This window comes from Sphingorhabdus sp. 109 (assembly GCF_902506555.1).
Taxonomy (GTDB): Bacteria; Pseudomonadota; Alphaproteobacteria; order Sphingomonadales; family Sphingomonadaceae; genus Parasphingorhabdus.
This window is the reverse complement of the sequence record NZ_LR732707.1, coordinates 2,947,422-2,971,528: the sequence shown is the minus strand read 5'-3', so window position 1 is coordinate 2,971,528 and position 24,107 is coordinate 2,947,422. Positions and strand designations below refer to the sequence as shown.

Below are 24,107 nucleotides of genomic sequence, written 5' to 3'. Positions count from 1 at the left end.
CATGGCCAAGGTCTTTTCCAAAAAGCAGACGGAATTATTCGCCAGCCCGCAGCGCATGGCGCAGCTCGGCCAGCAGGTCACCGAAAGGCTCAACGCGCATCCCCGCGTGCAGTGGCTGGAAAGCCCCTTTGTGCAACTCTACGTCCACCAGAATTTCCTCAGCGACGCCGATTGCGCCCTGCTGATCGACATGATCGAAAGCAACAGCCAGCCCTCGACCCTGTACAAGGGCAGCGAGCGCAACGGCTACCGCACCAGCTACAGCTGCAATGTCGATCCGGCCAACCCCGACATCCAGCGCATCGACAAGTCGATCTGCGACCTGCTGGGCCTGCCGCAATCGCATAGCGAAATCCTGCAGGGCCAGCGCTACCGCGAGGGCCAGCAGTTCAAGGACCATCACGACTATTTTCACCAGAGCGAATCCTACTGGCAATATGAAGGTCCGCACGGCGGCCAGCGCAGCTGGACCGCGATGGTCTATCTCAACGAGCCGGAAAAGGGAGGCGCCACGGCCTTCCCGCAACTGCAATATGAGGTTGAACCGCGCCGCGGGATGGCGTTGATCTGGAACAATATGAAGCCGGACGGGACGCCCAATATCCAAACGTTGCACGCCGGAACGCCGGTCGAGCAGGGCACGAAATATATCATCACCAAATGGTTCCGACTCAACCGGTGGGGCGGAAGCTGATCTCCGGCAAGGGGCCCTTTCCCGATGAACGCCCGACCGGCTTCGATTAACGACATCCCGCTTTGCGCGAAGTCGTTGCGGGCGAAACTATAGCGTGTTAGCTGGGCATAACAGTTTTGGATAGGAACCAGATATGACCAAGAATTCTCTCGCGCTTCTGCTCGGCACCAGCCTGCTCGCAACCGGCAGCATTGCAATGGCCCAGCCGCTCGCCGCAACCGGCGCGGCAACCATGGAGCATCACGAAGCCGCGGAAATGACAGAGGGCGAGAAGCTGAAGGCGCTGTTCGCCAAAAGCGACGAGGATAATCTCAGGCGCAACCCGATCGGCGCGCTGTTCCGTGGCGACGAACGCTATGCCGACCAGCTGGGCGATTATATTTCCGACGAATATTTCGCCAAGGAGAAAGCCGCCGAAACCGCCGAACTTTCGGCGCTGATGAAAATCGACCGCAGCCAGCTGAGCGCCACCGACAAAATCGCCTATGATGTGTTCAAACGCACGAAGCAGCAGGCGCTGAAAGGCTATTCCGATGAAATCATGGCTTTGACTGTCGTGCGGCCGGTCAACCATTTCAGCGGCTTTCACACATTCTATCCCAATTTTGCATCCGGCAAGGGCGGCGCGCCGTTCAAGACGGTGAAGAATTACGAAGACAATCTGAAGCGGCACAAGCAGTTTATCACCATTGGCGACCGTTCGATCGACCGTTTCCGCGAAGGCATGGACAGCGGTGTTGTCGAGACCAAGCTGACGATAACCAATGTCATCGAACAGCTTGCCACGCAGATCGGTCTCGGCCTCGAGAACAGCCCTTTCATGGCGCCGACGAAAAATTTCCCCGAGGATTTCAGCGACGCTGACAAGGCGCGTCTGACCAAGGAATATGAAGCGGCGACCAAGGATATTTTCGCCAGCTATCAGCGGATGCATGATTTCCTGAAAGACGAATATCTCGCCGTAGCGCGCGACGAAGTCGGCCTGTCGAGCATGAAGGGCGGTGCGGTTCTTTATGAAAACATGATCGAGAACACGACCACCTTGCCGCTGAAAGCCCACTATATCCACAATCTGGGCCTCAGCGAAGTCAAGCGGATCAAGACCGAGATGGAAGCGATCAAGACCGAGGTCGGTTTTGACGGCACATTGTCGGAATTTTTCGAATTTCTGCGCACCGACGAACAATTTCACCCCGAATCCCGCGAAGCGCTGACCCAGGCCTATTACGACATGGGCAAGAAGGTCGACGCAAAAATCGGCGAACAGTTCAAGGTGTTGCCAAAGTCTCCGCTGGAAATCCGGCCCTATGATGAATCGATCGAGAAATTCCAGGCTGGCGGCTCCTACCAGAGTGGCACGCCAGACGGCTCGCGTCCCGGCGTCTTCTATTTCAACGCCTATGACCTGCCCTCGCGGAACACCTCTGGCATCACCACGCTTTATCTGCACGAAGGCGCACCGGGCCATCATTTCCAGATTTCTCTGGCCCAGGAAAATACCGACCTGCCGAACTTCATGCGCTTTGGCGGCAACACCGCCTTTGTCGAAGGCTGGGCTCTCTATGCGGAAAAACTCGGTTTCCCGATGGAGCTCTATGACGACCCCTACCAGCGCTTCGGCCATCTCGACGACGAGATGCTCCGGGCAATGCGGCTGGTCGTCGACACCGGCCTGCACAGCAAGGGCTGGGGCCGTGACAAGGCGATCCAGTATATGCTCGACAACAGCAGCATGGGCAAAACCGATGCAACCGCCGAAGTCGAACGCTATATCGCCATTCCCTCGCAGGCGCTGGCCTACAAGATCGGCGCGCTGACCATCCAGCGGCTGAAAAAAGAGGCACAGGACGCGCTCGGCGACAAGTTCGACCCGCGCGAGTTCCATGATCAGGTGCTCAACACCGGCGCGCTGCCGATGACCGTGCTGGAAAGCAAGATCCGCGATTGGATCAAGTCGCAGGTCTGACCGGAGCCTTCCCGTCAATAGAAGCCGGTATGGAGGATGAACGTCCCTCATACCGGCATGATCTCCGGGGGCCAGCCGTAAATTTGCACTAACCGCATTTTAAGCAATTTCATCTAGTCACAATCCCGAACCAGCGGGATGAATATGATGAAAATGGACGTATCGGGACTGATCGGGGATATCAAAGCCAGACAGGCAATCAGCGCGGCAGATGTCATGTCGTTGCGCAAGGAGATCTGGCCCGACGGTGTGATTAGCGCGGATGAAGCCGGGCTGCTTTTCGAAATCAACGATCTGGACAGCCAGCCGGGCGGAGAGTGGCTCGAATTTTTCGTCTCCGCAATCACTGCATATATTGTCCAGCAGACGGAGCCGAAGGGCTATGTCAGCGAAGATAATGCCCGTTGGCTGATGCAGAGAATCGACCATGACGGCAAAGTCGAATCCGCCGCGGAGCTGGAACTGCTCGTCCGCACGATGGAAAAGGCCACCGGTACGCCGGAAATCCTGCAGGATTATGTACTCAAGCAGATTGAGGACACCGTCCTGACCGGCAAGGGTCCGAGCCGCGATGGCGGCGCTTTACAACCCGGATCGGTCAGCGACAGCGAAGTGCAGATACTCCGCCGCGTTTGCTACGCCGCGGGCTCCGACGGTCCCGGGCGGATCAGCCGCAACGAAGCCGACATGCTGTTCCGGATCAAGGATGCCACGCTCGGTGCAGACAATAGCAAGCACTGGCCGAAACTGTTCGTCCAGCTGGTCGGCAATTATCTGATGGCCTATGGCGAATATGAAATGCTGTGCCGAACAGAAGCGGCGCGTCTCGAACGGTTCATGGACGACAACAAGCCGAGCGTCAGGGGCTTTTTCGGCCGGATGAAAGATACCGACATTGGCGGGACGTTCCGGAAAGTGTTCGACAGCGATATATTCGGCGGAAAAAATGCAGAATGCGGTCATATCGATGCCGTCGAGCAGGCACGCAAGCTGACCATCGTCGAGAATAGCTGGCTGCATGGCAAAATTCACGCCGACCAGAATCTGGACCCGATCGAGAGCGACCTTCTCGACTTCATTGCCGAGGAATTGGCGGGAACAGGGCATTAGATCGATCGGATCCAGCCGGGTTCAGGGTCAGTTCAAAATAAGGGAAGGATATTCCGCTTCTTTGCGAGGAGAATGCGTGATGCGAAATTCCGGACTGCTGCTGGTGTGTGTTGCGGCCACCATGCTGTCAGCCTCGCCGCTGCAGGCCGCTTCCGATAGCACGCAACAGATCGACTATCCCGCGTTTCTCGCGCTGAGCCACGAAGTCGCCGCAAAACGGCAGGAACGGCTGATCGATCTGGCTGAATTCCGCCGGCGGGCAGCCAGGCCTGAAACGCTCATTCTCGACACCCGTTCTGCCGCGGCCTTCGCCGAGGGTCATATGGCCGGTGCGATCAATCTGCCCTTTTCCGACTTTACCGACAGCAAGTTGCGCGCCGTGATCGGCGCCAATCTCGACCGGGAAATCCTGATCTACTGCAACAATAATTTCAGCAACAATATCCGGCCGATCAAGCTCAAACGGGCACCGCTGGCGCTGAACATCCCGACCTTCATCAATCTCTACGGCTATGGCTACCGCAACATTTACGAACTGGGCACCGTCGTCGATCTCCATGATCCGATGGTGCAGTGGGTAAGCGATGCGCCTGGCTCCTGAATAGTTTCTGGCCGGGCTAGCTACAGTTTCCCGTCAGGGAGAATGACCGACCGTCCCAGAGGCCTTCGCTACAATGTATACACAAGCAGTGGAACAGCTATACCTCCTTGCTCCCGGAAGGAGGGCCTTGATGCAGAATTCGCTGTCCTACATCCCGCTTGTTGTGATAATCGCACCCCATGGTCATATTCAGTATTTCGTCTCCGAAACCGCCATTTTTTGCCGTTTTCGAGCCAGTTAGCATTTTTTCTTTTAACACTGTAAACTTTGTAAAGATCATTGCCCCATGACCAGCGCTCTGCTCCCCGCCGCTCGCGAAATTCTCGCCACATTGATTGCCTTCGACACCACGTCGCGAAACAGCAATCTCGAACTGATCGGATGGGTCGAGGATTATCTTGGTCACCATGGCGTTTCATCGGCGCGGGTCGTTAGTGCGGATGCCAGCAAGGCCAATCTTTACGCCAGCGTCGGTCCCGATGGGAAAGGCGGCGTCATTCTCTCCGGCCATAGCGATGTCGTACCGATCGACGGACAGGACTGGGATAGCGATCCGTGGACCGTCACCGAACGGGACGGGCTACTGCACGGGCGCGGGACTTGCGATATGAAGGGTTTTATCGCGCTGGCGCTGGCCGCTGTGCCGCTGTTCAAAGACTGCGCGAAGCCGGTTCATCTCGCTTTCAGCTATGACGAGGAAGTCGGCTGCCTCGGTGCACCGGCGATGATCGAAGAGATGGCGGCAAAACTGCCGAGCCCGGCGCTGGCAATCATCGGCGAACCGACGATGATGAAGGTGATCAGCGGTCACAAGGGGATCACCGTGCACGAGGTCGAGGTGCTGGGCCACGAAGCCCATTCGAGCCTCACCCATCTTGGCCTGTCCGCCAATATGGTGGCTGTGGAGTTAATGCACGATCTGGCCGAACTGGCGCGCAAATTGTGGGAGGAAGCCGATCCGGCCTCGCCCTTCATTCCACCACACGCAACACTGACCATCGGCAGGATGGAAGGCGGGACTGCGGCCAATATTCTCGCGCGCCGGGCCCATTTTGTCTTTGATCTGCGTTGCCCCCCGGAGGTTGATCCGGAAGCCGTACTGGCGCCTTTCAAAGCGAAGGTTGCGGCGCTCGATAGCGAGATGCGCGGAGCCTTTCCCGAGGCCGGCGTCACCATAACGCGCCTGTCCAACGCGCCGCCGATGACTCCGGCCGGATCCGCGGAAGCCGAGGCCTTTGTCCGCCGCCTGACCGGCGACAATAGTCCCTCGGGCGTTGTCTCTTATGCCGCCGAGGCCGGGCAGTTCCAGCAGGCCGGTTTTCCCACCGTGATCTGTGGCCCAGGATCAATCGAGCAAGCACACCAGCCGAATGAATATCTGGCGGTCGACCAGTTTGCACGCGGCGCGGATTTCATGGAGAGGTTGGCCGAGGCACTGGTGTGAAGGCGCACCTGAATTGCCGTTCGGCCTGAACCGGTCGAAGGGCGGTTGCGTGGAGGCCCGTCCTAGGATTGGCCTCGAAGAAGCGAATCGCCGCCACTTCAGCGTAACGCTACGGCATTGCCGAAATTTGTAAAATCGGCGGAAAACAGCTATATTGGGATGAGAAAAGGATAGCAATATGCCCGCTGTAAAAGCCGCCAGACCCAACGAGATTTTCACGTCCGAAGAGTGGAAAGCACTGACCCGCGTGTCACGCTGGCACGGTCTCTGGCTGTCGATTCACGCCTGGCTGATGGTGGCATTGGTCGCGGGTGGAACGGCCTTGCTCTGGCAATGGCACTGGCTGGCCGGCCTGATCGCGACGCCGCTAGCGCTGGTACTGATCGGCGGGCGACAGCTCGGCCTGTCGATCCTGATGCACGAAGGCGCGCACGGGCTGCTCCATCCGAAACGCAAGATCAACAATTTTCTCGGCCAGTGGATCACCGGTTCGGCGACCGGCAGCGACCTGCACAGCTATCGCGCCTATCATCTGACCCATCACCGCTTCACCCAGCAGAGCGAAGATCCGGACCTTGGCCTGTCCGCGGCTTTCCCGACGACGCCCGCCAGCATGAAACGCAAGGTCATCCGCGACCTCACCGGGCAGACCTTCTTCAAGCAGCGCAGCAATCAGTTCGCGGTGGCGTGGAAGGGCCTCAAGACGATGCTGTCGGGTGCGAGCGATACCACTCCTCCGGCCAAGCGCGATACATCTGCCGGTACGCCGCTCAACCGCAACGGTGCCGCCGGTGTCGCCGCGCCGGTAGTCGATATTGACGGTGCAAAGCGGACCACGCGGACGGTCGGCCGCTTCCTGCTGATCCAGCTGGCGGTGCTGCTGGTCAGTCTGGCGACGCTAGGCATCATTCCCTTCCTGATCTGGCTGGCCGCGCTGGCGACCACGTTCCAGCTGATCCTGCGGATCCGCAATATCGCCGAACATGCCTGCACCACCACCGGCGGCGATGACCCGTTCAGCCATGCGCGCACGACAAAGGCCAATATGCTGATGCGGATGACGCTGGCGCCCTATTGGGTCAATTATCACAGCGAGCATCATCTGTTCATGGGTGTGCCCTGCTATAATCTGCCCAGGGCGCACGAACTGCTGATCGCCAAGGGCTATGGCCCACGGATGACGATCGCGAACAGCTATGCCGAGGTCTTGCGGACAGTGACACGGCCGGTTGCTGCCTAGGCCGACTGCACCGCCGTCTTGATCTCGCCAAGATCAGCCTCGAGCTTCGCGATCTTCTCGAGCATCAGCAGATCGATTTTCTCGTGCAGGCGGATGATGTCGAGCTCGGCCCGCAGATTGACTTCATAGTCGTGCGCGGCGGCGATCCGGTCCTTGTTGGAGGCGCGGTTCTGGCTCATCATGATGATCGGGGCCTGAACGGCGGCCAGCGTCGAGAGCATGAGGTTGAGGAAGATGAAGGGATAGGGGTCGAAGGCGGCATCGAACCGGGTCAATATTTCCGAGTTCAGCAGCATCCATCCGAACAGGACCAGCGCGAAGGTGATGATGAAGCCCCAGGAACCGCCAACCGCCGCCACCTTGTCGGACAGACGTTCACCGAAACTGGTCTGCTCGTCGGCCAATATTCCGGCATCATCCGCAACGATCTCCCGCGATACGATCGCTTCGAGAACGCCCCGCTCTTCGGGAGACAGCGCCGCCAGCGGCTTGTTGAGCAGCTGCTCGCTGAGTTGCTCGACCGTGCGCTTTGCCATCCCAAACTCCCCGTTGCCGTCCCTATGTGCCGGACATGATCCTAGTCCCGGACAAACCGGTGCGCCGAGCGGTCCTTGTGCGTCTTCGCCGGGTCAAAGACCTCGCCGTTCATCGCGATATAGACGCCGTGCGGCAGGGTCTGGGTCGCGGCGAGGGCAAAGCCGACGTTGAACTGGGCATCGCTGATGCGCAGCGACGCCGGCTGCATCGAACCGGTCAGCACGATCGTCTTGCCGCTGATGCCGGAAAGCACCCGCGCCGTGTCGACCATCGTGTCGGTGCCATGGGTCACCAGTATCTTGTCGGCATCGCTGGCCACCACCGCGTCATGGATCGCCGCCCGGTCCGCATCGGTCAGTTCGAGACTGTCCTTGCGCATCAGCTGCGTTACCCGGTGGGCGACAAAGACGTTATTCTCCTGCAACATGTCGGGCAGCGCCGTCGCACCGATCTGATATTCCGACAAGGCGTCGAAATAGACCTTGTCGATCGTCCCGCCGGTGGTGAAAATATCGATCATGACGACGCCAGTGCTTCGGCAATCAGCTTGCGGCTATTGGACAGGCCATAGAGCGCAATGAAGCTACCCATGCGCGGGCCCTGCGAAGAGCCGAGCAGAGTCTCGTACAGCGCCTTGAACCAGTCGCGCAGATTGTCGAAGCCGCCTTCCTTGCCAATGGCATAGACGATATTCTGGATGTCCTCGGCCGGCGCATCCTCTGGCAGTTCCGCTAGCTCACTGCCGAGCCGCTGCAGCGCCGGCACTTCGACGCCTTCCGGCTTGCGCCGGTGCAGCGTCGGAGCGATGAAGTCCTTGTGATAGGCCATCGCATTGCCGATCAGTTCGTCGAGATCGGGATAGCGCTCTGGCGTCGCGTCCGGCGCGTATTGGCGCAGATAGGCCCAGATCTGCTCGCGATCCGCATCGCCCATCACGCCGACGAGGTTAAGCAGCAGACCGAAGGTGACCGGGATCGTATCGGTTGGCACGTCCCCATTGTGAACATGGTGCACCGGATTGCCGAGCCGCTTGTCTGGCGCCTGGTCGTGCCAATTGGCGCGGAACTGGAAATATTCGTCCACCGCCTTGGGGATCACGCCCATGTGCAATTGCTTCGCCGACTTGGGCTCGCGGAAGATATAGAAAGCGAGGCTGTTCTCGGAACCATAGCGCAGCCATTCCTCGAGACTGAGACCATTGCCCTTGGACTTGGAGATTTTCTCGCCCTTTTCGTCGAGGAACATCTCGTAGATCAGACCCTCGGGCTTACGCGCGCCCAATACCTTGGCAATCTTGCCCGACTGCACGCCGCTGTCGGTCAGGTCCTTGCCGTACATTTCATAGTCGACGCCAAGCGCGGTCCAGCGCATCGCCCAGTCGACCTTCCACTGCAGCTTGGCGCCGCCAGTCAAAGCATTATGCTCGATCATCTCGCCGTCATCCTCGAACCGGACAATCCCGGCTTCGGCGTCGACGATCTCGACAGGCACCTGCAGGACATGGCCGGTCTTGGGGCTGATCGGCAGGATCGGCGAGTAGGTCGCCTGCCGCTCCTTGCCGAGGGTCGGCAGCATGATATCGAGTATCTGCTGGTTGCGGGCGAGGACCAGCTTCAGCGTCTCGTCAAAGGCGCCGCTGCGATATTGCTCGGTCGAGGACATGAATTCATAGTCAAAACCGAACTGGTCGAGAAAGTCGCGCAGCATCGCATTGTTATGCGCGGCGAAGCTCTCGAACTTCCCGAACGGGTCCGGCACCTGGGTCAGCGGCTTGTGCAGATGTTCGGCCAGCATCTCCTGATTGGGGACGTTGGTCGGCACCTTGCGAAAACCGTCCATGTCATCGCTGAACGCGATCAGCCGCGTCGGATTGCCAGTCAGCGTTTCATAGGCATGGCGGACCATCGTGGTCCGCAGCACTTCGTTGAACGTGCCGATATGCGGCAGCCCCGAGGGACCATAGCCGGTCTCGAACAGCATCGGCTCGCCACCCGGTTTGGGTGCCGGTGCGCCACGCTCTCCACGATAGCGTTTGAGCAGCTTGCGGGCTTCCTCGAACGGCCACGCTTTGGAATTTTCAGCTGCTTCGCGATAATCGGTCACAATTTGTCCTTTTCAGTCAATGCTGCGCAAATAGTAGCCTTAGCCTATATGGCAAGGTAGAACGCAACAAAAGCGGGAGATTGAACATGGCAATGCTGATTACGGGGGTTCTGCTGTGGAGCCTGGTCCATTTGATGAAGTCGGTGACGCCGGGCCTGCGCGCCTCGATTCAGGACGCTATCGGTGAAGGCCCGCACAAGGGTCTGGTGGCCCTGTTGTTGCTGGTTTCGCTCGCCCTGATAATCTTTGGCTGGCGCTCAACTCCGGCCGAATTCGTCTATGATCCACCGGCGTGGGGCCGTCATGCCAATATGACGCTGATGTTTGTCGCGATCCTGCTGCTGGGCGCTGCGCAGGGTTCGTCCCGGATCAGACAATGGATCCGCCATCCGATGCTGACCGGTGTTCTGATCTGGGCGGTCGGCCATCTGCTGGCCAATGGCGACAACAAGTCGCTGATGCTGTTCGGCGGGCTCGGCCTATGGGCGCTGGTCTCGATCATCACCATTTCCCGCAACGAAGGCGCATGGGTAAAGCCGGCCAAGATCGCTACAGCAGGCCGCGAATTGCTGAGTCTGGTGATTGTGACAATACTCTATGCCATTCTGATGTTGGTCCATCCGTGGATCGCTGGCGTACCGGTCGTCGGCGGCTAAATGGTCGCATCACTCCCCTACCCCGCGCTGCATGCCAGCCATAGCGGCATCTGGATTTGCTCGAGCAAGGGCGAAACCCGTGCGATCGGCAAGGGCGAGGCTATTGGCCGGGTGGCGGAAACACCGCATATTCTGCTCAATGCGCCGCTTCTGGGGCAGCGGCTGGGCTATCCCGATCTCTCGGGGCTGGACCTGCTCGAGCTTTACGCTTTCATCCACCCGGCGCAATTTGTAGTTCCGACTCCCTCTGGCTTGGCCAAGACGCTGGGTCTGGCGCCGCCGGATCAGGAGGCCGATATCGCGGCTTTCTATCGGCAAGCGGCGAGCCTGCTGCTGGACGGGCTGGAAGCGCCTTTCTGGAAAGAGCGGGAAGGCGCGTGGAGCAGCGCGCAGGCACTCTACCGGCTGCGCTGGCCCTGGGCGCAGGAGGTCGGCAAAAGGCTGACCAAACCGGTGGGGACCGAACGCTGGCTATTTTCGAAACTCGACGAATGGGAAGAAGAGGCCCCGCGCCCCGCGCCCCGTTCGATCACCGTCGACAAGCAGGAAACGCTGGCCACGCTCGACGCTCTGACCGGTGAAGGATCGGAAGAGCGGGAAGGCCAGAAAAGCTACGCCGCCGCGGTCAGCGAGATATTCAATCCGCGCAAGATCAGGGGCGCGCCCAATATGCTGCTCGCCGAAGCGGGCACCGGGATCGGCAAGACGCTCGGCTATCTTGCGCCCGCTTCGCTCTGGTCCCGCCAGGCCGGGGGCGCGGTATGGATTTCCACCTTCACCAAGGCGCTGCAACGCCAGCTCGACCGGGAAACCAGGCGCATCTATCCGGACGAGGAGACTTTTCGGCGGAAGGTCGTGGTGCGCAAGGGAAGGGAAAATTATCTCTGCCTGCTCAATCTGGAGGATGCGCTGCAAGGCGGCTTTGCCGGGCGGGCCGCGATCCTTGCCCATTTGGTCGCGCGCTGGGCCGCCTATAGTAAAGATGGCGACATGGTCGGCGGCGATCTGCCCGGTTGGCTGACGACATTATTCCGCCGCAACGGCGCCACCGCGCTAACCGACCGGCGCGGCGAATGCGTCTATGCCGGCTGCCCGCATTATCGCAAATGTTTCATCGAGAAAGCCGCCCGCGCCAGCCAGCAGGCCGACATTGTCATCGCCAATCACGCGCTGGTCATGGTCAATGCGGCGCGGGGACGCGAACAGCAGAACCGGCCGACAAGGCTGATCTTCGACGAAGGCCATCATCTGTTCGACGCCGCCGATTCGATGTTTGCCGCGCGCCTGTCCGGACAGGAAACCATCGAAATCCGCCGCTGGGTCATCGGCCCGGAATCCAAAAACCGCGGTCGCCGGCGCGGACTTGCCGCGCGGCTCGCCGATCTCGCTTCCTATGACGAGGAAGGCGGGCGCGCGATTGAAAGCGCGCGCCAGGCCGCCGAAGCGTTGCCCGGTGACGGCTGGCTGCAACGGGTGGCCGAGGGCGAGCCCTATGGGCCGGTCGAAACCTTGCTGCAGGAAGTGCGCGCCATGGTCTTTGCCCGCGACGAAAGCCAGAGCGCCGACGCCGGCTATAGTCTGGAAACCGAGCTGACCGACATCAAGGGCCCGATGATCGACGCCGTCGCCAATGCCGCGACTGCGATGGACGCGCTGCTCAAGCCTCTTGTCCGGCTGGGCCAGCGGATCGAACATCTGATCGAGGAGGGCCCCGACTGGATGGACGCGCAGGCCCGCGCCCGGATGGAAGGTGCGCTGTCGAGCCTCGGCTGGCGCCGCGACACGTTGACGAGCTGGCTCTCCTTATTGTCGCGCATCGGCGGGCCGGCCGACCCCGACTTTGTCGACTGGCTGATGATCGACCGGTTCGAGGGCCGCGAATATGATATCGGGATATGCCGTCACTGGCTCGATCCGACCATCCCGGTCACCGAGGTCGTCACCAAGCCCGCCCACGGCGTCATGATCACGTCGGCCACGCTGAAGGGCGGCGGTGGCTGGGAGACCGCCAGAGCCCGCAGCGGCGCAGTCCATCTCGATCACGCGCCGCGGGAATTCGAGGTCGCCAGTCCGTTCGACTATCCCAACCAGGCCAAGGTCATCATCGTCACGGATGTGAAACGCGGCGATATGGCCGGGCTAGCAGGCGCCTATGCGCAGCTGATCGAGGCATCGGGCGGCGGAACGCTCGGCCTGTTCACCGCGATCAGGCGCCTGCGCACCGTCTACGCCCGGATCGCCGACCGCATGGCCCAGAGCGGCCTGCCCGTCTACGCCCAGCATGTCGATCCGATCGACACCGGCACCCTGGTCGATATTTTCCGCGATGATCCGAAGGCCAGCCTGCTCGGCACCGATGCCCTGCGCGACGGCGTTGACGTGCCCGGCCAAAGTCTGCGGCTGGTGGTGATGGAATCGGTCCCCTGGCCGCGTCCCGATATTCTCCACCGCGCGCGCAAAATGGCCGGCGGCGGTAGCGCCTATGATGACAGGATCATCCGCGCCCGGTTGGCTCAGGCCTTTGGCCGGATCATCCGGCGGACCGACGACCATGGTCATTTTGTGATCCTGTCCTCCGCCTTCCCTTCGCGGTTGCTTTCGGCCTTTCCCGAAGGCACGCCGGTCGAACGCATGCCCCTCGATCAGACGCTGGCGGAGATCCGCAAGGCAAAATCGGATATGCCGCAATCCGGTCTTTCAACTGAAACAAGTTTGATGCATGACAAGCTGCAATGAAAAAGCTGACACTCCTGCGCCACGCCAAATCCAGCTGGGATGATCCGGTTGACCGCGACTTCGACCGCCCGCTCAACAAGAAGGGCAAGCGCGCTGCAGCGGTGATGGGCCGCTTCATCCAGCGCAATCGACTCCGCTTTGACCAGATTCTTGCCTCTCCTGCCGTCCGGGTGATCGAGACGCTGGAACATGTCGAGGAGGCCAGCGGACAGGCGATGGAACCGACCTGGGATCGCAAAATCTATCTCGCCTCTTCGGCGACTTTGCTGGATGTCTTGCGCGGTGCCAGCGACGATGCCGATCATGTTCTGATGGTGGGCCATAATCCCGGTCTTGAAGATCTGGTCTTTGATCTGGTTCCCGACGACGGCAGTTCGCCGGCCCGCGACGAGGTCGAAACCAAATATCCGACCGCCACGCTGGCCGAGATGACGCTCGCCATTGACAGCTGGGCGGATATTACCGAAAAATGCGGCTCGCTGGACCGGTTCACCCGCCCGCGTGATCTGGATCCCGAACTGGGCCCCAATTACGACTAGAAACCGTTGGTTAAACGGCTGGATTTCAGGCGTGATCGAGCGCGTGTGATAACCGGTCGCGGATCGATTTCAGTTCGGCGATGCTCGGACCGCGATAGTCCGGCTCCGGTTCAGCTGAAGACACCGGTACGGAACCGGGCTGCGGTGCATCCTCGACCATTTCCGGCCTCCGCCGCCGTGACGCGAGAAATTTGCGGGCGCCCTTGATCGTATAGCCTTCTTCATTGAGCAGACGATTGATCGTCTTGACGATCTCGACATCTTCCGGGCGATAATGGCGGCGTGATCCCGCCCGTTTCAGCGGAGCCAGAACAGCAAACTGATCTTCCCAGTAACGCAGGATATGGGGCTTTATGTTCAGCTCTTTGGACAACTCGCCGATGGTCCGGAAAGCCCCTAGTTCCTTGGTCATACTCTACTCCCCCGGTTTCGCCGGGTCCATTAACCTGCGGCGATAATCCTGTCACGCATCGTCTGGCTTGCACGAAAGGTCAGAACCCGGCGCGGCGCAATCGGCACTTCGACTCCGGTCTTGGGATTGCGCCCCGTGCGCTCCCCCTTGTCGCGCAGGACAAAGGTACCAAATCCTGAAATCTTGACATTCTCACCGTCGACCAGCGCCTCGATCATATGATCGAGAATAGATTCCACCATGACCGCGCTATCGGCACGCGAAAGGCCGACCTGCCGGTTCATGGTATCGGCCAGATCGGCGCGGGTCAGGGTGTTGGTGTAGTTCATCAAAAAATCTTTCAGTAAGAGTCTGAAAATTCACCAAAGCTATAAATCAAATCTCGGCTTTTGTAAATGTTGCCAGCAAACTTACCAGTGGATTTCAGCCGATTAGCCCGATAAGCGGAATGGATGACAGACAAACATCCTGAACCCATAGCCCTTGCCGACCTGCTCAGCCAATGCGGAGCCGGCGGTCCCGAAAATCCGGTCACGCTACCGCAAAGCTGGACGCAGGGACGGACAGCCTTTGGCGGCCTGTCCGGAGCGATCGCTTATCATGCAGCCAGCCTTATCGAGGCGGACCTGCCGCCGCTGCGGTCAACGCAGATCGCGTTTACGGGGCCTTTGTTCGGTGCCTTGATCGCGGAAACCGCAATGTTGCGCCGTGGCAAGAACAGTGCCTTTGTCCAGTCCGAGATCTTTGGCGACAAGGGTCTCGGCCTGCACTGCAACTTCATTTTTGCCGCCCCCCGGCCGACCGAAGTGAGGACATATGATATTGCGGCGCCGGACTTTCCGCCGCTGCCCGGAGACAGCGACCTGCACAGCGGCCCGCCGCAATTTTTCACATCCAATATGGAATATGTCGGCAAACGGATCGACACCAGCACCAAGACCAACCGCCTGACCCGCTGGATGCGGCTGAAGCAGCGCGCCGGCCTCGATCCGGTGGCCGAAATTCTCTGTATGTGCGATAGCCTTCCGCCTTCGGTCATGGGTCTGCTGGACAAGAATGCGATGGTCAGCTCGATGAACTGGCAGGTCAATCTCATCGCCGAATCGCCCGCAACGCAGGACGGCTGGTGGCTGATCGACTCCCACACCCATCATGCCGATCACGGTTCAAGCAGCCAGTATATGAGCATCTGGAACAGTCATCGTGAACTGATCGCAACCGCGATGCAAAGCGTGGCCTATTACGCCTGATGGATTCCGGCGCGGACTCGCAGGGCAAACCCCGTCTCGCCGTTATCGGCACCGGGATTGCTGGCCTGTCCGCGGCCTATTTGCTGAAAGACGATCATCAGGTCACGGTTTTTGAAAGCCAGGCGCGCGCCGGCATGGGTGCGCATAGCGTCGATTATGCCAGCAAAGGCATCACCAGCCGGATAGATATCCCGCTGCGGATATTCTGCCACGGCTATTATGACAACCTGCTGGCCCTCTATGACCATATCGGCGTGGAGATACTGACCAGCGACCATAGCGGCATATTTTCGGACGAGACCGGCCGTGTCCTTCTGCATTACGGCAATTTCCGGCTGGGTTCGGTCCATTTGTCCCATTTGAAAGGGAACAGCTGGCTGAATCCCGCAGCCTGGACCATCGGCCTGCAGAGCAGGCGCTTCTTCGCCCGGGCAAAGCGGGATGTCAGCCGGTCCGGCCTGGCCGAGCTGTCCTTCGGCGAATATCTGCAGCAATCGGGCGCGGGCCGGGAATTTGTCGCGACCGTTCTGCTGCCGATGATGTCAGTGACCTGCACGTGCAGCTATCAGGCGGTGCGCGACTATCCGGCCGATCTGATGCTGGAATATCTGACCTGCGGCGTGCACGAGCTGGGGATCATGACCGCGGCAAAAGGCGTCGACGATATCGTACCGCGCATGCTGGTCGATGTCGAGTTACAGACCAACAGCCCGATTGCCCTGGTCGAACCGGACGGAGAACAGCTCCGCGTGGTCACGAAAGCGGGTTCGACCCGGCATTTTGACCAGGTTGTGATTGCCGCGCAGGCGCATCAGGCCGCAGCGATGCTAGCCGGTTTTGAAGAGCGTCGGGTCCTGCTCGGCCGTATACCCTTCGAGCGGTCAAGCATGAGCGTACACAGCGATCAGGAAATTCTGCCCGCTCCGGTCAAGGGCCTCTCCCCGGTCAACTACCATGTCCCGCGTGACGCCGAGCGTGCCGAAGTATCCGTGGATCTGACCAAGGCCATTGCGCGCCTGTCGGATCAGGAGACCGTATTTCAGACCTGGAACCCGATACGCAGGATCGCTCCCAATCGCGAACTGGCGAGAGTCGAATTCACCCGGCCCACGGTAACAAGGGACAGCCGCAAGGCGGTCATCGCCTTGCGCGAACAGCACTGCCAGCCGGGCAACAGGCTCTGGCTCTGTGGCTCCTATATGACCGAAAAAATTCCCCTGCTCGAGGCTGCGGTTGATTCCTCGGTCGCTGTTGCCGGACATCTCGGCGCCGCCATACCGTGGAAAACCGATACGCCCTCTGCGGTTTGAGCGATGACCGAATTTCACGATCTGGCAGAACTGGCACTCAATCGTGATAACCAGTCCTGGGGAAATCTGGGATATTGGAAAAGCGCGACGGAATATTCGGACGCTTGCCGCGCCCTGGCGCTATTGCTCGGCGAACAGGCCGGGCTGGATAGCCAGTCGGAAGTTTTCGACGCGGGCTTCGGGTGCGGCGACCAGTTGTTGCTCTGGCTGACCGATTTTCGCGTGGCTGAAGTCCGCGGCGTCAACCTATCCCGCAGTCAGACCGCTTTTGCCAGAACAAAGCTCGCAGCAGCCGGTTTCAAGGCGGCTGCTATTGTGCAGGGCGACATCAACAACAGCGAGACGTGGCATGTTGCGCTCGGGGGGAACCGGCCCAGCCATGTGCTGGCGCTGGACTGCGCCTATCATTTTCCCAGCCGGCAGGCTTTTATCGCCCAGGCACACCGACAACTCGCACCGGCAGGCCGCATTGCGCTAACCGATTTCATGCTGTCCGATCGGCACCGGTCCGGGTCCTTCACCCACCGGCTATTGGTCTGGATGCTGAAACGCTCGCATATTGCCGAGACAAATATCGTGCACCGCGCCCGCTATCTGGACCAGTTGCGGACGGCCGGATTTGAAGAGGTGCGAATTACCGATATCAGCCAGCATGTGATGCCCGGTTTTGCCAGTTTCGTCCGGACATCCCCGGCAAGCGCAAAAGCGGATTGGCCAGCGCGTCTCAAACATGCGGTGACCGGCCGATTTCTACAATGGGCCTATCGCCGGTCCGTCTTGCGCTATTTCGTGATCAGCGCGACAAGATCCGGTCGATGATATTCTCGGGCCGCCGGGAACCTTTTTCCAACAAGGGCTCGCAAGCACCGGCAAAACCATAACCAAGGCTGGCCCGGCCGACAGCTATTCAATAGGCCATTATCACCGTTGCTGCTGGTTCGATGGGCAGCCAGCGCGCATTGGATCGTCAGTGCATGGGTGGCGCTCCAAGCTTTTATTTTCAGCCTGATATCCGCCTGTTCCATAGTGGCCACGAGATCGGTAGTGGATCATTTGGAACCGGCAGGACTTGCCGCTTTCAACCGGTAGAATATTCCGCTTTCATCCTGGCCGGTCAGTTCCAATATGCCGCTGACGACATGTATTTTTCTTTCATCGGTGGGAAAGGGAATGTCGGCGAGCACCTCGATGAACTGGTTTGGCATTGCGTGAAAATGGAAAGGGCAGCCGGGCGGGTAGGCCAGCAACACGAATCTTTTCTGCCGGGCACCTTGCTCCAGCGGGGTCATCCAGCCGGCGACCTTTATCCGCTTGCCGGCGAGGGATTTTACCGCCGGTGAGAACAGCGGTTTCGAATAGATATAGCCATCCTTCCCGGTACGCGTTTTTTCCTTCGTCGATTCCAGCACAGCCCACGACACCCCGCCCTTGGGAGTCCTGGCAGGCTTCCATACATCATCTGCCGGCACCTTGCCGCCGTTTTGCATCGCCGAGGATGCGGATGCAGCGGGCAGGAACGTTGCTGATGCAAGGATGAGGGCATAAAGAATTTTCATCGGGGGCCTCATGATGATCGGGCGAGTGTAAGCGCCAGGTTGATGCGGAAAATGCGCGCAGCGGGAATAAGCGCGGCGATAGCGCCAATCAGGAGGACCGTTGCGAAGATTGCAAGTTCGGCAGGGTCGAATCGCGTTGCACTGATTCCGAGATCACTCAATGTCTGGAAATTGCGGCCGGCCAGCAAGAGCGCCAGATGCGCGCCAATGATGCCCAGGATGGCGCCCGAGGCCGCTGTCATCAGGCCTTCCAGTAATATCGTGCCGAACACCTGAAGCTTGCTGGCGCCCATGACTCGCAAGAGAGCGAGGTCGCCTTCCCGTGCCCGCGCCATGTTCAGCAAGGCTATGAAAATGGCAAGACCACCGGTGACCGCAAGTATCCAGGCGAATATACGTGCACCCTCTATTCCGGCACCAAAGAGGGATAGCAAGCGCGCGGTTTCCGCTGCGGGCGATGCCGCTTGCATTTCAGTCTGGCGGTTGATCATCGCAGGGATGCGCATTGCGCCAGCCGCATTGCGATAGCGTAGCAGTATCGCGGTTATTTCCGGTTCCAGATGCCCCTGTGCGGACAGGGCGTGCTGTTGTTCGTCCAATTCATGGCCGGATCCATGACTATACTCCTCTGCTTCGTGATCTGCGGCCTCGTGATCGGCATGATCCGTTTCAGCATGATCATGCTCTATGCCGTGCACGTCCCAGATGCTCTCGATCGACGTCAGGATAAGCCGGTCGATGACACTGCCGGTTGGCGCCAAGATGCCAACGGTGGTAAAGGGCGCGTGATCGTGCCCCTGCCCATCGCCTTCGGCGGTTTCAAGTCCATGGCTGCCAATGAATTTCTGGCCAAGCTGCGCGCCGGTTGTTCTCGCTACCGACGCGCCCATAACCGCATCCATCGGCTTTTCGAACATTTTGCCCCGCGCGATTTCACCGCCATATAGACGGGCATAGCCTGCCTCCGTTCCGACGATACGGAAGCCGTCAAAATTGTCTCCGAGCGCCAGCGGGATCGCCTCTTTGACGGCCGGGTCGCTTCGCACCATAGCGAGGCTTTCAAGCGGGATATTACCGGTCGGCTGGTCGATATGAAAAATGCTCGAAAGGATAAGCTGCAGCGGTGACCCTTTGGCACCTACAACCAGATCCACATTTTCTGCATCCCGGTCCAGGCGGTTTGAAAACTGATTGGCAAATTGCACCAGCAGAACCAACATCGCAACCGATATGCCCAACAGAAGGACATTGAGCGCTGTGGTCAGGCTGCGATCCCGCAGATAGGCAAGAGCAAGTCCGAACATCGGGTCAGGCCACCTTTGCCACAGGCCCGGTCAGAGCGATACGATTGGAGAAAAGCGGGTCCAGCCGGTCGTCGTGGGTGGCGATCAGCAAGGTGACCCCATAGTCCGCAGCGCATTCCAGCAAGAGATCCGCGACCTGGCGGGCATTGCTCTTATCGAGGGAGGACGTCGGCTCGTCGGCGATCAGCAACCGCGGCCGTGTAACCAGCGCCCGGGCGATTGCCGCCCGCTGTGCTTCGCCCTGGCTCATTTCGTGCGGCTTTGCCCGCGCTCGATGGCCGATACCCAGCCGCTCGAGAAGAGAGTGGATCAGGGACCCGTCGGTGCTACCCCGTGCCAGTCGCTGGGCCAGCAAGAGATTGGCGGACAAGTCCAGCGCCGAAACCAGACGCAACGTCTGGAACACCATCCCGATATTTTCGCGGCGGATTTTATCGCGCCCGCTTTCGGAAGCGGCAGCTATATTCTCGCCCGCCACTCTGATCTCGCCATGATCTGGAGACAGCAGGCCGCAGACCAGATTGATGAGTGTTGTTTTCCCCGATCCCGACGGCCCCACCAGAAGATGATGGCTTTGTGCCTCGACCGAAAGCGAAAATCCTTCGAACAGGGGCTTCCCTCTGATGGCATAGTCTAGATTTTCGATTTTGATTACCATGGAACTAGTGAAACGTCGTCCTGTCGGCCGGCAATCCGCCGTCTTGGCGCGGATTGGCCTCTATTGTAGCCCCCTGGTCGTTTATATTCGACATGACAGGCACCATTTGTTCAGTCGGCTGACTGGCGTTGTCCGGCTCCTTTGCAACCGGCGTTTTCAGCTGCACGGGACCGATGGTATTCTGGTTACGCGCGTCATTCCGAAACCGGTCGGTTGGATCGGACTGCATCGTCTGGAATGGGTTGAACCGGTGCATGTCAAATCCGCCCTCGAGACTGCATGCATGCGCGGGAAAGCCAAAGCTCAGCATTGCTGCAAAAAGAATGGAATGACGCAGGAACATTCATGTAATGATACATCATAACTAAAGACCATTCAAGCGAAATTGATCCGGTCGGGACCGGCGAAACATTACTCTCCGTTATGGCAATTTCGGCACGTCCCGGCCATTTCCAGACATATCTCCCTGATCCGGAACGCCCGGCTGTCGCAAAGATTCGCCAGACCACTGACAAAATCGGGACATTCCAGCAATTGGAATTCATCGCATTTGCTGCAAATGGCGATCAGATCGGTATCGGCCGATATCGCGACGAAGCGGTTACGCGCGTTGATCCGCCTTGCCCTGTCCTTGGCGATCAGGCGCTCCAGCGCCCGATAGACCTGCGTGGTTGCGACCTTTGGCAGCCTCTCCGCTATCTGATAGGCACCAATGGGCCTGGTGCATTGCAGCAGGATTTTCTCGACCTGCTGGTCGACAGCAAAGGCTTTCCGTCGTTTCAATTCCGGCCACCAGGTGCAACAGCACACCGCGTGCGCCGTCTCCAATTGGAAAGATGGGCCAGAGCCACAGAACTGGCACCCAACAGGGTCAAGATGACTTCCGCGTGGTGATATTTTTCACTCAGCGCGACCGCCATGAGCAAAAGTCCGAAGGTGCCGATTGCCAGTGGTGTGAACGACCTGTGCTGGCTTGCGCCATATATCAACGATGTCAGGCTCAGGGGAACGGCCAGCAGCAATGCGTAGGCATGGAATGCATCCGGAAAGGCAAAGACATTCGCAAACACAGGCACGACAAGGAAAAGCAGTGGAAGCCCGATGCAATGGACAACACACAGGCCCGACAGAAACAGAGCGGATGTTTCGATCCGGTTGGCATATTGCGGCGACATGGTCATATTTTCCTTGCGGATTCGGAGGGTCAAACTTAGTTCATAGATGATATGATACAACATTACATGATTCGCAAGAGGCCAGTTTGATGAATTCCGCTCTCACCCCGCTTTTACCCGTCACCGTTCTCTCCGGTTTCCTCGGAGCTGGCAAAACCACGCTGCTGAACCATATTCTCGGCAATCGCGATGGCAAACGGGTGGCCGTCATTGTGAATGATATGTCAGAGGTAAATATCGACGCGAATCTGGTGCGCGGCGGCGAGGCCGCTTTATCGCGCTCCGAAGAAACCCTCGTTGAAATGACCAATGGCTGCATCTGCTGTACCTTGCGGGATGACCTGCTTCTGGAAGTGCGCAAACTCTCCGAAGAGGGCCGGTTTGACTATCTCGTCATTGAAAGCACCGGGGTATCCGAACCCTTGCCGGTGGCCGCCACCTTTTCCTTTCGCGACGAGGACGGCCAATGCCTGGGGGATACAGCCAGACTGGATTGCATGGTCACTGTCGTGGATGCGATCAATCTTCTCAGCGATTATTCCAGCCATGACTTCCTTGCCGACCGGGGCGAAACCGCGGGTGAAGGGGATGATCGTCGTCTGGTCAGCCTGCTGGTTGAACAGATCGAATTTGCCGATGTTGTCATCATCAACAAAGCGAGCGAAGTCTCAGCGGCTCAACTGGCGGTAGTCAGACAGGTTGTGGCCTCGCTCAATGCCGATGCCAGGATCATCGAAACCGATTATGCCAGTGTCGATCTTGGCGAAATACTCGACACCGGTCTTTTTGACGAGGAGAAGGCGGAAACGCATCCTCTCTGGGCAAAAGAACTTTATGATCATGACAGCCACCGCCCCAAATCGGAAGAATATGGTGTCGAGAGTTTTGTCTACCGCGCCCGCCGTCCGTTTCATCCTGCCCGCTTCTATGACTTCCTGACGCAAAACGGGCTCGATAACGTGATCCGCGCCAAGGGCCATTTCTGGCTCGCAACACGCCCCGATTTTCTGGGAGAGCTGGCCGTAGCCGGTAGCCAGACGATCACCGCACGTCTGGGCCGCTGGTGGGCAGCGGTTCCCAAGAACCAATGGCCGGAAGAAGAAAGTTTCGAGAAGTTCGTCATGAAACACTGGGACCCGGCCTGGGGTGACCGCCGTCAGGAACTCGTTTTCATCGGCATTGGCATGGAAGAGGCGCGCATCCGCCGGGAACTGGATGACTGCCTGGTGGCAAGCGCTGGTTTTACACCGGAACAATGGTCTTCCCTGCCCGACCCTTTCCCGGCCTGGGAAAGGTCACAGCCCGTTCTGGAGCCGGCCGAATGACCGTCGATGCAAAACGCCGTTCGATTGCCCTGATTGAAGGATATAGCAAAGCCCTGGATGCCATCCGCGATGAGCATATCTCCATTGCCCTCTGGCAACGCGAACCCGCCATTGATCTGGCAAGCGTCGATATGGATAAGATTAGCGATATCCGTTTTACATCGGATATCGGCGCACTGGGTGGAATGCTTGCCGATGCACTGGCCGATGCGGGCTATGCAGAAGGCCGATTTCGAAAAGCCTTGCATGATGACATTGTCAGCCTGGCCAGCCGCTTTGCCGGGATCATGAAAAGCGACGCCGTCGAGATCCGGCTGGAGCATATCACCACCAATGCCTGCAAGAAATTTCACAGCGATTATGTCCAGGCGCGACTGATCACGACCTATTCGGGTCAGGGTACACAATGGCTGGATATTGACGAGACCGCGGATTGCGATTGTGGCGAGCCGCATAATATCCAGCAGATGCAAACCGGCGATGTAGCGCTTTTCAAGGGGCGTCTCTGGTCATCTCGTGCCCCGGCCATCCACCGCTCGCCGCCGATTGAAGGCACTGGCGAGGAGCGGCTGATGCTGGTGATCAATCCTGAATAGGTGCGTGCCGAAAAATTTTGCGCGATGCTGAAACTATCGCCCGATTGCACCGCACGGAATCATAGCTGACCAACCCCCAGTAGCTGGTCCAGTGCACGAGTAAGAGCACTGCGGTTAAAGCCATGCACGGGCCGAACCAGAGCGTAGCGCAGGGCAGTCCGTCTCCGAGTTTTCAGCGCCATTGTCATTGCGGATAATCTCGCAGCTAACTACCGGCTCAAATATGGTTATCCGGATCAAGACGAAAGTGATGCACGCAAATATGCCCGCTTGTCACGTCCGGCTATCCGGTATTTGAGTCGCCAAAGCTTTCCCCCGCTAGGTTGAAGCAACTGGAACAACCCTCTTTCGTCGAAAAGCTTGATCGGTTTCGGGCCATGTTTAGCCGCTTTAATTGCTGTATCAGTCAATGCCATCTGGGGACCACTCCTATCGGTCCGCATAGCAATGGCCCCAACGTGGCCCCCGAAAGATCGCGATTGCACACGAACACGGGCGGACGCCAACGGTCATTTGAGGAGTATTTTTAGCAGTTTTACGGTATTCTAGCAAGCTTTGACGAACACTTGCGAACGTATATCTGGTGCCCAGAAGAGGACTCGAACCTCCACATCCTTGCGAATACATGCACCTGAAGCATGCGCGTCTACCAATTCCGCCATCTGGGCCCATGCAGGCGGCGATCGTCTCGATACCACCTGATAGAGGCGGCCGATTAGCCGCTGGATGGTTCTGCTGTCAATGATTCATATCGGCAAAAATGCAAACACGCCGTCCGCCGCTGTGCCGGCCGGGTGCTGCGGGACATTTGCGGGCGGTGCGGCAGCGGGAAATATGCTATTGCCGGACCGGAATCGCCTGTTGCGTCGCTCGCCCGGCTGGGGCAGAGGCATTT

25 protein-coding genes and 1 tRNA gene are annotated in these 24,107 nt (G+C 59.0%); 14 read left to right on the top strand and 12 right to left on the bottom strand.

Features of this window, described 5'->3' with window-relative positions; all coding sequences use genetic code 11:
• Position 1: 1 nt before the first annotated feature.
• From BOSE62_RS14060 to BOSE62_RS14035, 6 genes are all read left to right on the top strand, one after another.
• A complete protein-coding gene (locus BOSE62_RS14060; RefSeq protein WP_159647245.1) occupies positions 2–694 on the top strand; it encodes a prolyl hydroxylase family protein in 693 nt (230 codons plus the stop codon).
• 133 nt (positions 695–827) lie between these two features.
• Positions 828–2,660 carry a DUF885 domain-containing protein gene (locus tag BOSE62_RS14055; RefSeq protein WP_159647243.1) on the top strand — a complete coding sequence of 611 codons (1,833 nt, stop codon included), beginning with the start codon at positions 828–830 and terminating at the stop codon, positions 2,658–2,660.
• Between the two features lie 144 nt (positions 2,661–2,804).
• Positions 2,805–3,770, top strand: coding sequence for a hypothetical protein (locus tag BOSE62_RS14050; RefSeq protein ID WP_159647241.1), 966 nt, complete (start codon positions 2,805–2,807; stop codon positions 3,768–3,770).
• A gap of 79 nt (positions 3,771–3,849) precedes the next feature.
• Positions 3,850–4,371: a rhodanese-like domain-containing protein gene (locus tag BOSE62_RS14045; protein WP_159648063.1), complete on the top strand. Its 522-nt coding sequence runs from the start codon at positions 3,850–3,852 to the stop codon at positions 4,369–4,371.
• 286 nt (positions 4,372–4,657) lie between these two features.
• Entirely contained in the window at positions 4,658–5,815 is a 1,158-nt protein-coding gene (gene argE, locus BOSE62_RS14040; RefSeq protein ID WP_159647239.1) for an acetylornithine deacetylase, read from the top strand.
• A gap of 178 nt (positions 5,816–5,993) precedes the next feature.
• Complete coding sequence (locus BOSE62_RS14035; RefSeq protein WP_159647237.1) at positions 5,994–7,055, top strand: fatty acid desaturase family protein; 1,062 nt, start codon at positions 5,994–5,996, stop codon at positions 7,053–7,055.
• Here the strand turns inward: BOSE62_RS14035 and BOSE62_RS14030 are convergent.
• Genes BOSE62_RS14030 through BOSE62_RS14020 form a run of 3 tightly spaced genes read right to left on the bottom strand, consistent with a single transcriptional unit; the run spans position 7,052 to position 9,695 of the window.
• Positions 7,052–7,591, bottom strand: coding sequence for a DUF1003 domain-containing protein (locus BOSE62_RS14030; RefSeq protein WP_159647235.1), 540 nt, complete (start codon positions 7,589–7,591; stop codon positions 7,052–7,054). The two genes, BOSE62_RS14035 and BOSE62_RS14030, sit on opposite strands and share 4 nt — an antisense overlap.
• A gap of 41 nt (positions 7,592–7,632) precedes the next feature.
• A complete protein-coding gene (locus BOSE62_RS14025) occupies positions 7,633–8,112 on the bottom strand; it encodes an asparaginase domain-containing protein (protein ID WP_159647233.1) in 480 nt (159 codons plus the stop codon).
• Complete coding sequence (locus BOSE62_RS14020; protein ID WP_159647231.1) at positions 8,109–9,695, bottom strand: lysine--tRNA ligase; 1,587 nt, start codon at positions 9,693–9,695, stop codon at positions 8,109–8,111. Before BOSE62_RS14020 ends, BOSE62_RS14025 begins: the two co-directional genes overlap by 4 nt.
• An 86-nt stretch (positions 9,696–9,781) precedes the next feature.
• On the opposite strand from BOSE62_RS14020, the gene BOSE62_RS14015 reads away from it, so the two are divergent.
• The 3 genes from BOSE62_RS14015 to BOSE62_RS14005 are packed head-to-tail and all read left to right on the top strand — an operon-like array spanning position 9,782 to position 13,626.
• Positions 9,782–10,351 (top strand): NnrU family protein, encoded by a 570-nt coding sequence (locus tag BOSE62_RS14015; protein WP_159647229.1) that lies wholly within the window; start codon positions 9,782–9,784, stop codon positions 10,349–10,351.
• On the top strand, positions 10,352–13,087 hold the full coding sequence (locus tag BOSE62_RS14010; RefSeq protein ID WP_159647227.1) for an ATP-dependent DNA helicase: 2,736 nt from the start codon (positions 10,352–10,354) through the stop codon (positions 13,085–13,087).
• On the top strand, positions 13,084–13,626 hold the full coding sequence (locus BOSE62_RS14005) for a SixA phosphatase family protein (RefSeq protein WP_159647225.1): 543 nt from the start codon (positions 13,084–13,086) through the stop codon (positions 13,624–13,626). Before BOSE62_RS14010 ends, BOSE62_RS14005 begins: the two co-directional genes overlap by 4 nt.
• A 25-nt stretch (positions 13,627–13,651) precedes the next feature.
• On the opposite strand, the gene BOSE62_RS14000 is transcribed toward BOSE62_RS14005, so the two are convergent.
• Together BOSE62_RS14000 and BOSE62_RS13995 are read right to left on the bottom strand one after the other, a co-directional pair.
• On the bottom strand, positions 13,652–14,038 hold the full coding sequence (locus BOSE62_RS14000; protein WP_159647223.1) for a MerR family transcriptional regulator: 387 nt from the start codon (positions 14,036–14,038) through the stop codon (positions 13,652–13,654).
• A 29-nt stretch (positions 14,039–14,067) separates the two neighbouring features.
• Positions 14,068–14,367 carry an integration host factor subunit alpha gene (locus BOSE62_RS13995; RefSeq protein WP_159647221.1) on the bottom strand — a complete coding sequence of 100 codons (300 nt, stop codon included), beginning with the start codon at positions 14,365–14,367 and terminating at the stop codon, positions 14,068–14,070.
• 123 nt (positions 14,368–14,490) lie between these two features.
• Here BOSE62_RS13995 and BOSE62_RS13990 point away from each other — a divergent pair, with 123 nt between their 5' ends.
• From BOSE62_RS13990 to BOSE62_RS13980, 3 genes are read left to right on the top strand one after another with little or no spacing between them, the layout of a single operon-like run.
• The gene (locus BOSE62_RS13990; protein WP_159647219.1) at positions 14,491–15,288 is read left to right on the top strand and encodes a thioesterase family protein; all 798 of its coding nucleotides are present in this window, start codon (positions 14,491–14,493) and stop codon (positions 15,286–15,288) included.
• Entirely contained in the window at positions 15,288–16,598 is a 1,311-nt protein-coding gene (locus BOSE62_RS13985; protein WP_159647217.1) for an FAD-dependent oxidoreductase, read from the top strand. Before BOSE62_RS13990 ends, BOSE62_RS13985 begins: the two co-directional genes overlap by 1 nt.
• Positions 16,599–16,601: 3 nt before the next feature.
• Positions 16,602–17,417 carry a class I SAM-dependent methyltransferase gene (locus BOSE62_RS13980; RefSeq protein WP_159647215.1) on the top strand — a complete coding sequence of 272 codons (816 nt, stop codon included), beginning with the start codon at positions 16,602–16,604 and terminating at the stop codon, positions 17,415–17,417.
• Positions 17,418–17,647: 230 nt separating this feature from the next.
• Here the strand turns inward: BOSE62_RS13980 and BOSE62_RS13975 are convergent, their stop codons facing one another.
• The 5 genes from BOSE62_RS13975 to BOSE62_RS13955 all read right to left on the bottom strand — a co-directional run bounded on the left by BOSE62_RS13975 (position 17,648) and on the right by BOSE62_RS13955 (position 21,297).
• Positions 17,648–18,154: a DUF3299 domain-containing protein gene (locus BOSE62_RS13975; protein ID WP_159647213.1), complete on the bottom strand. Its 507-nt coding sequence runs from the start codon at positions 18,152–18,154 to the stop codon at positions 17,648–17,650.
• Between the two features lie 8 nt (positions 18,155–18,162).
• Positions 18,163–19,458 carry an ABC transporter permease gene (locus tag BOSE62_RS13970; protein ID WP_159647211.1) on the bottom strand — a complete coding sequence of 432 codons (1,296 nt, stop codon included), beginning with the start codon at positions 19,456–19,458 and terminating at the stop codon, positions 18,163–18,165.
• 4 nt (positions 19,459–19,462) lie between these two features.
• Positions 19,463–20,116, bottom strand: coding sequence for an ABC transporter ATP-binding protein (locus tag BOSE62_RS13965; RefSeq protein WP_159647209.1), 654 nt, complete (start codon positions 20,114–20,116; stop codon positions 19,463–19,465).
• A 411-nt stretch (positions 20,117–20,527) separates the two neighbouring features.
• Complete coding sequence (locus BOSE62_RS13960) at positions 20,528–20,899, bottom strand: hypothetical protein (protein ID WP_159647207.1); 372 nt, start codon at positions 20,897–20,899, stop codon at positions 20,528–20,530.
• Entirely contained in the window at positions 20,896–21,297 is a 402-nt protein-coding gene (locus tag BOSE62_RS13955; protein WP_159647205.1) for a MerC domain-containing protein, read from the bottom strand. Before BOSE62_RS13955 ends, BOSE62_RS13960 begins: the two co-directional genes overlap by 4 nt.
• Before the next feature lie 83 nt (positions 21,298–21,380).
• Between BOSE62_RS13955 and BOSE62_RS13950 the strand changes: the two genes are divergently transcribed.
• Together BOSE62_RS13950 and BOSE62_RS13945 are read left to right on the top strand one after the other, a co-directional pair.
• On the top strand, positions 21,381–22,616 hold the full coding sequence (locus BOSE62_RS13950; protein WP_159648062.1) for a GTP-binding protein: 1,236 nt from the start codon (positions 21,381–21,383) through the stop codon (positions 22,614–22,616).
• On the top strand, positions 22,613–23,212 hold the full coding sequence (locus tag BOSE62_RS13945) for a DUF1826 domain-containing protein (protein WP_159647203.1): 600 nt from the start codon (positions 22,613–22,615) through the stop codon (positions 23,210–23,212). Before BOSE62_RS13950 ends, BOSE62_RS13945 begins: the two co-directional genes overlap by 4 nt.
• 236 nt (positions 23,213–23,448) lie before the next feature.
• Here BOSE62_RS13945 and BOSE62_RS17585 read toward each other — a convergent pair whose 3' ends face one another.
• Positions 23,449–23,628, bottom strand: coding sequence for an Arm DNA-binding domain-containing protein (locus tag BOSE62_RS17585; protein ID WP_328799783.1), 180 nt, complete (start codon positions 23,626–23,628; stop codon positions 23,449–23,451).
• A 165-nt stretch (positions 23,629–23,793) separates the two neighbouring features.
• Positions 23,794–23,880 (bottom strand) — tRNA-Leu (locus BOSE62_RS13940).
• Between the last annotated feature and the right edge of the window lie 227 nt (positions 23,881–24,107).